This window comes from Flavobacterium sp. AK-345, from assembly GCF_058310175.1.
The window spans coordinates 22,512-35,437 of the sequence record NZ_JBZEER010000018.1; the positions used below are offsets into that span (position 1 = coordinate 22,512).

The following is a 12,926-nucleotide window of genomic DNA, read 5'->3' on the forward strand; positions in this document are numbered from 1 at the left end:
TATGAAAAAACTAAGAATAATCATCCTAATAATATTAGGAACAATTAGTGCAGATGTACAGGCACAGGAGTTAGATGTGAACTTACAAATTAGACCTCGTTTTGAATACCGAAACGGATATAAAACACTTTTACCGGAAGGTCAGGAAGGAACTTCTCAGATTTCGCAACGATCAAGATTAAATTTCAATTATAAGCAGGATGAATTTACGGTAAAACTGACTTTGCAAAATACCAGAACCTGGGGAGATGTTGCTACTACAACAACTGCAGATAAAAATGGTGTTGCTGTTTTTGAAGCCTGGGCACAATATGATATTACCAAAAAATGGAGCGCAAGAATGGGGCGTCAGGTATTATCTTATGATAACCAACGTATAATGGGCGAAATGGACTGGGCACAACAAGGACAAAGCCATGATGCATTAACGGTATCTTTTCATCCGGAAAACCACCAGTTAGATTTAGGAGTTGCATATAATTCTGATGCTGAAAATGTTAAACAAACGCCATATACAGTAGCCAATTACAAAACAATGCAATATGCCTGGTACCACACTACTTTTGACAAATTAGGAGCAAGTTTATTATTATTGAATATTGGTTATGAATATGCCGCAACTCCTACTAAATTATTAATAGATTACAAACAAACCTTTGGGACTTACTTAACTTATAAAACTGCAAAAATTGACAGTAATTTAAGTTTCTACGGTCAAACCGGGAAAAGCACAGATCTAAAAGTAAGCGCATGGAATGCTGCAGCCAATTTTGGGTACCAAATATCTGAATCTTTTAAAGCTGGTTTAGGATACGAATTTCTATCAGGAAAAGATACAAACGACGGAAGTACTGTTATTAAATCATTCAATCCAATTTTTGGAACCAACCATGCATTTAATGGTTATATGGATTATTTTTATGTAGGTAATCATTTAAACAATGTTGGTTTGCAGGATGCTTTCTTAAAATTGAATTACAATGTAAACAAATGGCAATTTGCATTAATGCCGCATATATTTTTATCTGCTGCTGATGTAGTTACTCCAGTAAATGAAAAACTTGATTCTTATTTAGGAACTGAAATTGACTTTACTGCGGGCTTTAATTTCAAGAAAGAAATTACATTAACAGGAGGATATTCACAAATGTTCGGATCTAAAACTTTAGAATTCATAAAAGCCGGAGACGCAGGGCATACCAACAATTGGGCATGGCTGATGATTTCTGTAAATCCAAGAATTTTTAGCTGGAAAAAATAGTTTTTCTGCAAAATTAAGTCCTATATTTTACCCTTTTCCCATTTCGGAAAAAGGGTATTTTTTTTGCCTTTCCAAAAAATTGTTATGTGTTTTAATTAGTTATATTTGAATCGAATACGAATCCCAAATTCTATCCTACATGAAACAATTTTTAAAACTATCAATGTTAACTTTCATTGTAACACAAACTGGTATTGCTCAAAAATACAATGATGCATTAATTTCAAAAGATTCAGAAATAAATTTTGCAAAAACACAAAAAAGAGGAATCAAAAAAAACAACATTATTTACTATGTTGAAAATGACTTACAAACTATATCTGCCTACAAAAGAAGCAAATTGAAATGGCAAACCAATGTAATTTCTGTTTGTGGAGAACCAAAACGTGGAAATCCTGAAATAAGATATGTAGGATATAATGCCAACAAACTACTTATAGTTATGGGAAAACATAATTTTGCAGAAATTGACATTAATAGTGGTGTAACAAAACTTGTTGGTTAAGATTAAAAGTAGAAAGCGATATTTTATTTAAATTCGCATATACATTTAATCTAATGAAACTCATAACCTGGAATTGCAACATGGCATTCAGAAAAAAGGCAGGATTTATTCTGGCTTATAATCCTGATATTGCCGTAATTTCAGAATGTGAAAATCCCGAAAAACTGAAATTTGCAAGCGATACAAAATTACCAACCGATATACTTTGGTATGGTACAAATCCGCATAAAGGGCTTGGGGTTTTCTCTTATAGTGATTATCGGTTTCAATTATTGGATTGCCATAATCCGCAATTCAAAAACATTCTGCCAATCGCTGTTACTGGCGGAAAAGTTGATTTTACCTTATTTGCAATCTGGGCAAATAATCCCGAAGATAAAGATGGACAATATGTAACTCAGGTTTGGAAAGCAATTCATTATTACGAAGATTTAATCAAAGAAAATAAAACTATTTTAATTGGCGATTTCAACAGCAATACTATTTGGGACAGACCAAGAAGAGAAGGAAATCATACTACAGTTGTAAATAAACTGGGATCTAAAAAAATCCTGAGTACTTACCATCAATATTACAATCAAATACAGGGCAAAGAAGAACATCCAACTTTGTATCTTTATCGACACGAAAACAAACCGTATCATCTTGATTATTGCTTTGCTTCAAACGATTTTATCGAAACTTTAGAAAGCGTTGAAGTTGGAACTTATCAGGATTGGACAATGCTGAGTGATCACAAACCTTTAATAATTAATTTCAATATATAAAAATGAACAACTGGACTCAAAGATGGGATGAACGCTACAGCAATGAAGAATTTGCCTATGGTGAAGAACCTAACAATTTCTTTAAAGAACAAATAGAAAAACTAAATACAGGAACTATCCTGTTTCCTGCCGAAGGCGAAGGTAGAAATGCCGTTTATGCCGCAAAATTAGACTGGAAAGTTGCTGCTTTTGATATTAGCGAAGAAGGAAAAAACAAAGCTTTAAAATTAGCCGCAACAAATAATGTTTCGATAGATTATCAGGTTGGCGAATTGGAAACTTTAAATTATCAAGCTGAACAATTTGATGCTATTGCATTGATTTACGCACACTTTCCTGCTGAAATAAAATCTTCAATCCATAAAACGCTTGACAAATATTTACGCCAAAACGGGATTATAATTTTTGAAGCTTTCAGCAAAAAACATCTGGAATATCTTGCAATAAACGATAAAGTTGGCGGACCAAAAGATATTGAATCTTTATTTTCCATTGAGGAAATAAAAGCTGATTTCCCAAACTACGAAATCATTCAATTAGAAGAAACAGAAATTGAACTGAACGAAGGTTTGTTCCATAACGGAAAAGGTTCTGTTATTCGATTTGTTGGAAAGAAAAAGTAAATCATAATGTTGAGACGCAAAAATTTGCGTCTCAACAGAACATCTCAATTAAATTCTCTTTAATTTTTATACTTCATTCCCATATCTTCGATAGAGAATTTGTCTGTCAATAAATGCAATAATTTATCTCTCAAAGCAATATATTCAGGCATTTTTACGATTTCTATTTTATTTCTCGGCCTTGGTAAATGCACTTCAACAATTTCTCTGATGGTTGATGCCGGACCATTATTCAACACCACAATTCTATCCGATAAAAACAACGCTTCTTCGATATCATGCGTGATCATTACGATCGTTTTTTCCCTGTTGTCTAAGTTCCACAATTTTAAAACTTCCAACTGCATCGATCCTTTTGTTAAGGCATCTAAAGCCCCGAAAGGCTCATCCAAAAGCAATACTCCCGGATTGATTGCAAAAGCCCTCGCAATAGCAACACGTTGTTTCATACCGCCCGAAAGTTGTCCGGGTAATTTGTCTTTATGTTCAAATAAATTGACCATTTTTAGGTTCTGAATCACAATTTCGTGTTTCTCTTTTTTAGAGCAATTCATAACCGAATCAACAGCCTGAAAAATATTCTGTTCTACTGTTAACCATGGTAAAAGGGAATAATTCTGAAAAACGATTCCGCGATCCGGTCCCGGCCCTTTTATTTTTTGACTGGCTAATTCGACAGAACCGCCAGTTGGTGTCAACATGCCGCCAATAGCATTCATAATCGTTGATTTTCCACAACCCGAATGCCCAATTATAGAAATGATTTCTCCTTTTTGAATGGATAAATTAATATCACGAACAGCAATATATTTCCCTTTTGGAGTTGGAAATGATATCTCTAAATTTTTGATTTCTAAATAACTCATGAGTTTATAATTTTAGTCCCGAAGCCTCGGGATTGATTTTAGATTTTTGAAGGTTTCAAGTTTCAAGTTTCAGGTTGCCTACCTTTGTCCCTTTGAACCTTTGCTACTTTGAACCTCTGACTAAGCTTTGTAAGAAACTTTATTTTCTATAAACGTGAAGAATTTATCGAATATCAAACCCACTATTCCAATAATGATGATGGCTGAAATTACTTTTTCTAAACTTAAGGCGTTCCAACTGTCCCAAACGAAGAAACCAATTCCGGCTCCGCCAGAAAGCATTTCTCCGGCAACAATAACCAGCCATGCAACGCTGATGCTTAAACGTAATCCCGTAATAATGTGGGGCAAACTAAACGGAATTAAAATTTTGGTCAGGTAACGCATTTTAGAAAAACCAAAAGCCTTTGCTACATTTTTATGATCTTGTGGAATAGAGGCGATCCCGAAAGAAGTATTGATTAAAGTCGACCATAACGACGTAATGAAAACGATAAATATAGTCGCCAAACCAGTGTCTTTAAAAACGACCAATCCGATAGGAAACCATGCCAAAGGCGAAACAGGTTTCAAAAGCTGTACAATTGGATACATAATTTGCTTACAAATCGTGCTCGCTCCCATCAAAATCCCAATTGGAATTGCTACTAACGAACCTAATAAAAAGCCCAATAAAACGGTTTTTATTGAATTGAATAACTGCAACCCGATTCCTTTATCATTTGGTCCGTAATCATAAAACGGATCGCTTAACATTTCTTTCAAAACGGTAAAAGTAGCCAGAGGTCCCGGAAGTGCATCTTTAGTGTAAAGACTCAATAAACTCCAAAAACCAATAAATAAGGCAATTCCGATTCCTGCAAATGCAGTTGATTTTAGTTTAATTAAAACTGAATTTAAAATCAATTTTAATTTCTCATTTCTTCCGTTATCAATTGCGGTATTTTCCATCAAAACTTCTGTTTGATCCGCAATGTCGTTTAGCGTTAATGTATCTTTATTAGACATGATATTCTGATTTAAATTTGACAATTCTGTTAAGGATTTTCGCCACGAATTCACGAATTTATTGTAGCACTGAATAGAAAAATTAATTCGTGAATTCGTGGCGGAAAAAAATTATTTTTTAACCACTTTTAAATATGCCGCCGGATTTGAAGGATCAAAAACCGTTTTATCCATTGTTAACGAGAAAGGCTTCATATCGTCATTTGGTACTTTTACTTTCATGCTTTTGGCCACTTCTTCGTATAAATCCTGTAAAATCAATTTATCTGCGATTGCTTTATAATTTGGTGCTTCTTTTAAGTATCCAAATCGAACATATTGCGCCATGGCCCAAATCGCGTAAGATTTTCTAGGATAATTCACCAGACCACCTTTGTAAAACAACATATAATCTTTGGCATAAACTTCCGTTCCCTGATTGCAACCCAAATCGTAATTTCCAATTAATCTATTTTCAATAACATCTGCAGGAGCATTTACATAAGGCGCTTTTCCAATTATTGCAGCCGCTTTTTTACGATTTGCCGGATTATCTAACCAAATACAGGCTTCTAAAACTGCTTTCATCACTTTTACAAGATCAGTTCTTCTTTTTTCGCTAAATTCTTTGTTCACAACCAAAGCTTTTTCAGGATGATCTTTCCAAATATCTTGTGAAGCAACTTGTGTAAAACCAATTCCTTGTTTAACCGCAACACCGCCCCAAGGCTCTCCAACACAATAACCATCCATATTCCCCACTTTCATATTCGCTACCATTTGTGGAGGCGGAATTGTAATAATTTTAGATGTTTTTTGACTTACACCTGCAATGGCCATCCAGTTTCTTAGCCATAAATCATGTGTTCCTCCAGGGAAAGTCATCGCAAAAGTCACTTCTTTTTCTGCCTTAAGTTTAGCCGCCACAACAGGCGCAATTTTATTCATTTGTTTGAAACCTACTTTGCCACAAAAATCATTAGAAAGTGTAATCGCCTGACCGTTCACATTCAGCATCATGGCGATTTTCATTTCAGAACCTGCTTTCCCTCCTACCCCTGTGTAAACCGAAAACGGCATTGAATACAGACAGTGCGCTCCGTCTAATTCACCGGTTAAAATTTTATCACGAACATTCGCCCATGAAGATTCTTTGGTTACCACGACTTCAACTCCGTATTTTTTAAACAATCCTAATTCTTTTGCCATTACGATTGGAGAGCAATCTGTTAATGGAATAAATCCAAGTTTTACAGGATCATTTTGCGCTGAAACTTCTAAAAAAGAAAAAGCCAAAACGAGTATTAATGTCAGTAACATTCTTTTGAAAACTTCTGTTGTAATTATCTGTGTTTTTTTCATTTTTAAGAAATTTAAAAGTTATTTGTTTTATTTTTTAGCTAAAAAATTGGGTTTGATATTTAGCATTACATAAGCAAATTGTGGGTTTAAATCAGCATTCGCAACATTTTTAACCGCTGCAGAAGCCATAGAATTTGTAGCTTTCATGAAAGAATAACCTGCTTCAATATTGACGATTTTAGTCAGGTTGTATTTTACCAGCAAATCAAGTTCAGTTCCCAAATAGGAGTTTAGTTTTCCGCCTGCACCATTAGATAAAGTATTTGCCGACTCAAAACCGTGAATATCCAATGCAAAACTTAGATTGTCTTTGACATTATATTTTATTTTGAAGAAGTAATCCAGTAAACCTTGTTTTCCAAAACCGTTTGCAGCATAAAAATAATCCATGCTTCCCCAGAATTTATGAGGCGTTCCGTAAAGCGGATCAAATCGATTGTCTTTTGAATCGGCTGTAACAGTTTTGGTTCCGTCATCTCCAGATAAAAAATCAACTCCGGGACCAATAAACAATTTTCTTCCTACTTGCAAGGTTGATGTAATCGAAAATAAATTAGCGTTTAATGATCTTCCATCTTTGTTTTTTCCTCCCTGATAGTAATAACTTCCTGTCAAATTTAATTTTCGGGTTACATTGGTATTGAAATAAATTCCGGTTGTGTTTCTGCTCCAAACTCCGGTTCCGTTTACTTTTGTAGTTACCGCTGGTATTCCTGCAGTCACTAAAGTATATTTATTGAAATCATCCTTGAAAAATAAAAAAGACAAGTCGCCAAAGAAGAATTTTCTGCCCACATAAGCATATTGAAACGATTTGTACATGGTGCCAATTCCGTTAGTTCCTGCGCCATAAGCTGGATTTGTACCATTATAAATTGTTCCTGTATTATTTTCTTTATTCTGATTAAAAGCAGCTCCAACATCTGCAATCCAGCCTTTATTGGCAAACTTAAAAACGATCGCATCATGACGCCTTCCTTGTTGTAACCAATCTAAACTTCCCAAGACCTTTTGATCATCATAAGAAATTTCCTGACGTCCTGCTTTTATAGACAAATTCTGAATCGTACTTACTGTATCATTCAAAAAAATCTCGGCCCAGGCTTCGTGCAGTAAAATTCCGTTATTTGCTTCTGTTGTCGTTCTGTTAATAGAAGAAGCATCTTGCCCCCAAACGCGAACGTCTTGCAGCGCTGTAAAAATTTTAAATCTATATCCAGAATATCCGGCATTTAATCTTGTTCTCTGACTTGTAAATAAAGCTGCTTTATCGCCTTCTTGTTGTAACGTTCCTTGTCCGGCACGCATTTCAACACGGTCTCTTAACTGACCTGTAAATGTAAATTGCGCTTTTGCTTCATAGCTTCCTAAGATTGTAAGTACAAAACCTAATAGAATAGATCTTGAAAGTTTTGATGTAAAAATAGCGTTGTGGTTTTTTAATATTTGATTGGTTAATTTGCTCATAATAATTTGGTTTGATTTGTATCAAGCAAATTTATATACGTATAAATACTTAAGTACAATACTTATACCATATCAAAACATTTTTTTTAACCCATAAAAAGCGTTTTAAAGTCAATTTGTTTTCTGCGTTTTCGCATGAAGCTAAGGCGAATGTCAGTAAAATAAGGGATTTTAGTTATTACGTAGTTCAACTTAATTAGATAATGTGTCAATTTGAAAATTAGATAATTGTTGGGATGGATGTAAAAAGAGGATAGAGCAACGATGAATGCAGAATGTAATTTAGAGTTGAGATTGATAACCCTGGATGATAAAACATAGACAGCGGTTTTAACCGTTGGGAGCAAGAAACGCTAAACGATACGTCTCCCGAGGTTGAAACCTCGGGCTATATTTGAAAAAACGAATTAATAAACATGGCCAACGGTTTTAGCCGTTGAGAGCATTGAAACGCTAAACGATACGTCTCCCGAGGTTGAAACCTCGGGCTATATTTGAAAAAACGAATTAATAAACATGACCAACGGTTTTAACCGGAATAGATCAAAACCTGAAACTTTTCCCCTCCTAAAAGTACTTATGTTCCATGATTTCTGATTGAAGTTTTGGAATGGCGAGGATGCCTATTCTCTTGCCGACTGTTTTTATTAGTGACTCTTTTTTTAGGCTTGAAAGCACACGAATAACTTGTTCCTCAGTAGTTCCGGCGAAATCGGCAATTTCTTTTCGTGACAGTTCGATGTCAATTAGACCGTTTATTTGTCCAAATTTTCGGTGAATGTACAGTAACAAATCGATTACGCGCTCGCGTACATTCATATGGGCGATTTTGCGGATATTGTTTTCGCTTTTATTAAGTTCATCGGCATAAAACAACATTAAGGCATACGTAAATTCAGGAACGCTCTGAAGAATTTCCATCATGGTTTCATTGCTGAAATTACATAAAACTGTATCTTCAAGAGCATAAGCACCAATCAGATAGCGTTTACTTGTTCCGAAACCACGAAAACCAATTGTATCTCCGTTTTTAGTAAGACGAACAATTTGTTCACGGCCGTTAATTCCGGTTTTAACCGTTTTTACTTTTCCTTTACAAATAAAATAAAGCCCCTGAATTGGAGCACCTTCAATGATAAACTGCTGCGTTTTTTTGCAAACAAAACTATGTTTCTTCTGAACATATTGTTTCATTTGCTCCAGATGCAGGTGTTTTTTTATAAAACAGTTTTCGTTGGCGCAGGAATAACAAATGGGCTGCTCTTCTTTCATAAGTCCTAAATTTTAATCGATTTAAAAACTAATTTGTTGTTCCTCATTTATTTTCATCAAAAATATAAAAATAATTTCAAAAAAATACGTATTTATACGTAAAAATACTTATTTTTGTCTAAGTCAAATACGTGAGGCATTTACGACTGGGCATAATTACTATAGTTGTATTTAAAAAAGAAGCTGTAATGCAAAATACCAAAATCAAAACTACCTGTTCATATTGTGGCGTCGGCTGCGGCATTATCGTTACCAACGATGCTAAAAATGGCGTGATGGTAACGGGCGATAAAGATCATCCTGTTAACAAAGGAATGTTATGTTCGAAAGGAATGAATTTGCATTATGTAGTTAATGATACTTCAGATAGAATTTTATATCCCGAAATGCGCGGTAGTAAATCTTATCCACTGGAACGCGTAACTTGGGATACAGCTCTTGATCGCGCCGCTGCCGTTTTTACTTCAATTATCAAAAAACATGGTCCTGACAGCGTTGGTTTTTATATTTCAGGGCAATGTTTAACCGAAGAATATTATCTGGTAAACAAACTAGTAAAAGGATTTCTAAAAACCAATAATATCGATACCAATTCCAGACTTTGTATGAGTTCGGCAGTTGTGGGTTATAAAAAAACTTTCGGAGAAGATTCTGTTCCAATTGCTTATGATGATATTGAATTGGCAGATACTTTCCTGATTACCGGCGCAAATCCCGCTTGGTGCCATCCTATTTTATTTCGAAGAATAGAAAAACACAAAGAGAAAAATCCGAAAATAAAAATCATAGTAATTGATCCGAGGCGAACCGATACAGCGGCTTTCGCCGATTTGCATTTACAGATTATTCCCGGATCTGATATTATCTTGTATCATGCTATCGCGAGACGCATTATCGAAAAAGGACACGTTGATCATGATTTTGTAAAAAATAATGCCGAAAATTTCAAACAATATAAAGATTTAGTTTTAGGCACTTCGTTAGAAAAAGCTTCAAAACTTTGCGGAATTTCTGTAAACGACATCAAACTTGCCGCAGATATTATTGGCAAAGCAAAAGGATTTATTTCGCTTTGGGCAATGGGATTGAATCAAAGTGCCGTTGGCGTTGATAAAAATACGGCTTTACTAAACTTATCATTATTAACAGGGCAAGTTGGTAAACCGGGTTCCGGACCATTTTCTTTAACCGGACAACCCAATGCAATGGGCGGACGAGAAGTTGGCGGAATGGCTACACTTTTGGCTGCGCACAAAGACATTGCAAATCCGGAACATCGTAAGGAAGTGGCCGATTTTTGGGGCGTTGATGAAATCTCAGACAAACCGGGCTTAACTGCAACAGAAATGTTTGAAGCATTGGAATCTGGAAAAATGAAAGCCGTTTGGATTATCTGCACCAATCCGTTAGTAAGTCTGCCGGATTCACGCCGAATCGAAAAAGCGTTACAAAATGCCAAATTTGTAGTAGTTCAGGATATTTCGCATAATGCAGATACTTCAAAATATGCCGATTTATTATTACCCGCTGCAGGCTGGTTAGAAAAAGAAGGTACAATGACCAATTCTGAACGTCGAATTTCCTATTTACCAAAAGGAATAAACGCTCCCGGAGAAGCTCTTCCGGATATTGAGATTTTAATTCGATTTGCTAAAAAAATGAATTTCAACGGTTTCAATTTTAATAGCGCCGAGGAAATTTACAAAGAACATTGTGCATTAACAAAAAACACCAATATTGATATTTCATTTTTAAATTACCATCGTTTAAAAACCGAAGGTACTTTTCAATGGCCCGTTCCAGATTACGGGCATCCGGGAACTCCCCGCCTTTTTACAGACAAAAAGTTCTATACGCCATCGCAAAAAGCAATTTTCAATTTACCAACAGTGATTGAAAATACTTCAGAACAGCCAAGTCCGCAATATCCATTTATTCTCACAACAGGCCGCGTTCGCGATCAATGGCATACGATGACAAAAACCGGAAAAGTATCGCGATTAATGACGCATACACCAAGTCCCGTTTTAGAAATAAATCCAATCGATGCGTATAAAAACGACATTAAAAATGGTGATATTGTTACCGTTTCGAGTAAAAACGGAGAGGTTCGGGTAAAGGCAAAAGTCACGGATACTATAAAAGAAAAAGTAGTTTTTCTGCCAATGCATTGGGGAAAACAACTCGAAAATGATTTAAACAGAACCAATAATCTAACCAATACGGTTGTCGATCCGGTTTCAAAAGAACCTGATTTTAAATATACTACAGTTGCAATTACCAAATATGTAAAGCCTTTTCAAAAAATTGTTATCGTAGGCGCAGGAGCTGCTTCTTTTCGATTTATTCAAAACTATCGTGAATTCAATTCTACCGACGAAATTATTGTTTTTTCAAATGAAGTAAATCCGTTTTACAATCGCGTATTACTTCCTGAATATATGACGGGCGAATTTACCTGGGAACAACTTTTAAAAGTAAAAGACGGAGAAGCTTTAAACAAGCTAAAAATTACCATGAATGCCGGAGTAGCGATTGATAAAATAAATGCAAATGATAAAACGGTTTTAGATAATCTGGGCAATCTGCATACTTTTGATTCATTGATTATGGCGACCGGAAGCCGTCCTTTTGTACCAGAAAATGCCCAGCTTCATTTACCCGGCAGATTTACCGTGAGACGAAAAGAAGATGCCGATCGTTTAAAAAAATACCTGGATAATACCAATTTACCTACCGAAGAGCAACATGTTGTTATCATTGGCGGTGGTTTACTGGGATTAGAATTGGCAGCTGCCTTAAAACATAAAAAGGTAAAAATTACTATTATACAAAGAGCTTCACGTTTGATGGAACGTCAATTAGACCGAATTTCGAGTAAATTACTGGCAGAAGAAGTTCAGCTTCGTGATATACAAATTTACTTTGATAATGAAGTTAGTACTGTTTTTGAAACTGAGAATGACAATGAAATAGAAATTGCTTTAAAAAGTGGAAGAATTATCACAGCAAATGCGATTGTGTATACTATCGGAACAATTCCAAACATCGAAATTGCCCGCGAAACAGGTTTGATTTGTGGTCGCGGTGTAAAGGTAAATCAATATCTACAATCGTCGAACCCAGATATTTTTGCTATTGGCGAAATAGCTGAATTTGATAATAAATTATTCGGAATCACTTCTGCCGCCGAAGAACAGGCTGATATTTTAGCCAACTTTTTGGCTGGCGATATTAGCAGTTATTACAAAGGTTCGATTCTTATGAATATTTTAAAATTAGAAGATATAAACCTGTGCAGCATTGGCGATATCGAAATTCCCGAAAATGATGATTCATACGAAGAAATTATTTTTGCCGATTTAAAAAAACGCTATTACAAAAAATGTATTGTAAAAGATGATTTGCTTGTTGGCGCGATTTTAATGGGCGACAAAAATGAGTTTGCCGAATTTAAAACGATGATTGAAAGCAAAATCGAATTATCAGACAAGCGAAATTCATTATTGAGAGGAAGTTCAAACGCAAAACCTGTTTTAGGAAAATTAGTTTGTTCCTGCAGTCAGGTTGGAGCCGGAAATATTGAAGAAACTATTAAAAGTGGTGTTAACAATTTTACCGATTTATGTAAAAATACTGGTGCAGGATTAGGCTGCGGAAGTTGTAAGACGGAGGTTAAAGAGATACTCGCAAAGTGTAAAGTTTAAAAAATGTTTCAAGTTTTTTTTAGTTTCATGTTTCAAGTTTCAAGTTGCCGTTCTGTGTGTCATTTCGACGGAGGAGAAATCTCCACGAGAAGCTCGACAAAGATTGGAT

10 protein-coding genes are annotated in these 12,926 nt (G+C 35.2%); 5 read left to right on the forward strand and 5 right to left on the reverse strand.

Features of this window, described 5'->3' with window-relative positions; translation table 11 throughout:
- Position 1: 1 nt before the first annotated feature.
- From AC4FQ3_RS21585 to AC4FQ3_RS21600, 4 genes are all read left to right on the forward strand, one after another.
- Entirely contained in the window at positions 2–1,261 is a 1,260-nt protein-coding gene (locus tag AC4FQ3_RS21585) for an alginate export family protein (protein WP_491183246.1), read from the forward strand.
- Between the two features lie 139 nt (positions 1,262–1,400).
- Positions 1,401–1,766, forward strand: a complete 366-nt coding sequence (locus AC4FQ3_RS21590) for a hypothetical protein (RefSeq protein ID WP_491183247.1) — start codon at positions 1,401–1,403, stop codon at positions 1,764–1,766.
- A gap of 53 nt (positions 1,767–1,819) precedes the next feature.
- Positions 1,820–2,533: an endonuclease/exonuclease/phosphatase family protein gene (locus AC4FQ3_RS21595; protein WP_491183248.1), complete on the forward strand. Its 714-nt coding sequence runs from the start codon at positions 1,820–1,822 to the stop codon at positions 2,531–2,533.
- Positions 2,534–2,535: 2 nt separating this feature from the next.
- Positions 2,536–3,156, forward strand: coding sequence for a class I SAM-dependent methyltransferase (locus tag AC4FQ3_RS21600; RefSeq protein WP_491183249.1), 621 nt, complete (start codon positions 2,536–2,538; stop codon positions 3,154–3,156).
- 59 nt (positions 3,157–3,215) lie between these two features.
- Here the strand turns inward: AC4FQ3_RS21600 and AC4FQ3_RS21605 are convergent, their stop codons facing one another.
- The 5 genes from AC4FQ3_RS21605 to AC4FQ3_RS21625 all read right to left on the reverse strand — a co-directional run bounded on the left by AC4FQ3_RS21605 (position 3,216) and on the right by AC4FQ3_RS21625 (position 9,110).
- A complete protein-coding gene (locus AC4FQ3_RS21605) occupies positions 3,216–4,022 on the reverse strand; it encodes an ABC transporter ATP-binding protein (RefSeq protein WP_073395179.1) in 807 nt (268 codons plus the stop codon).
- A gap of 120 nt (positions 4,023–4,142) precedes the next feature.
- Positions 4,143–5,030, reverse strand: coding sequence for a nitrate ABC transporter permease (ntrB, locus tag AC4FQ3_RS21610; protein ID WP_491183250.1), 888 nt, complete (start codon positions 5,028–5,030; stop codon positions 4,143–4,145).
- A gap of 111 nt (positions 5,031–5,141) precedes the next feature.
- Positions 5,142–6,371, reverse strand: coding sequence for a CmpA/NrtA family ABC transporter substrate-binding protein (locus tag AC4FQ3_RS21615; protein WP_491183251.1), 1,230 nt, complete (start codon positions 6,369–6,371; stop codon positions 5,142–5,144).
- 27 nt (positions 6,372–6,398) lie between these two features.
- Positions 6,399–7,838 (reverse strand): alginate export family protein, encoded by a 1,440-nt coding sequence (locus AC4FQ3_RS21620; RefSeq protein WP_491183252.1) that lies wholly within the window; start codon positions 7,836–7,838, stop codon positions 6,399–6,401.
- Between the two features lie 567 nt (positions 7,839–8,405).
- Positions 8,406–9,110 carry a Crp/Fnr family transcriptional regulator gene (locus AC4FQ3_RS21625; RefSeq protein WP_042563004.1) on the reverse strand — a complete coding sequence of 235 codons (705 nt, stop codon included), beginning with the start codon at positions 9,108–9,110 and terminating at the stop codon, positions 8,406–8,408.
- Between the two features lie 188 nt (positions 9,111–9,298).
- On the opposite strand from AC4FQ3_RS21625, the gene AC4FQ3_RS21630 reads away from it, so the two are divergent.
- The gene (locus AC4FQ3_RS21630) at positions 9,299–12,817 is read left to right on the forward strand and encodes a molybdopterin-dependent oxidoreductase (RefSeq protein ID WP_491183253.1); all 3,519 of its coding nucleotides are present in this window, start codon (positions 9,299–9,301) and stop codon (positions 12,815–12,817) included.
- The last annotated feature ends 109 nt before the right edge of the window (positions 12,818–12,926 follow it).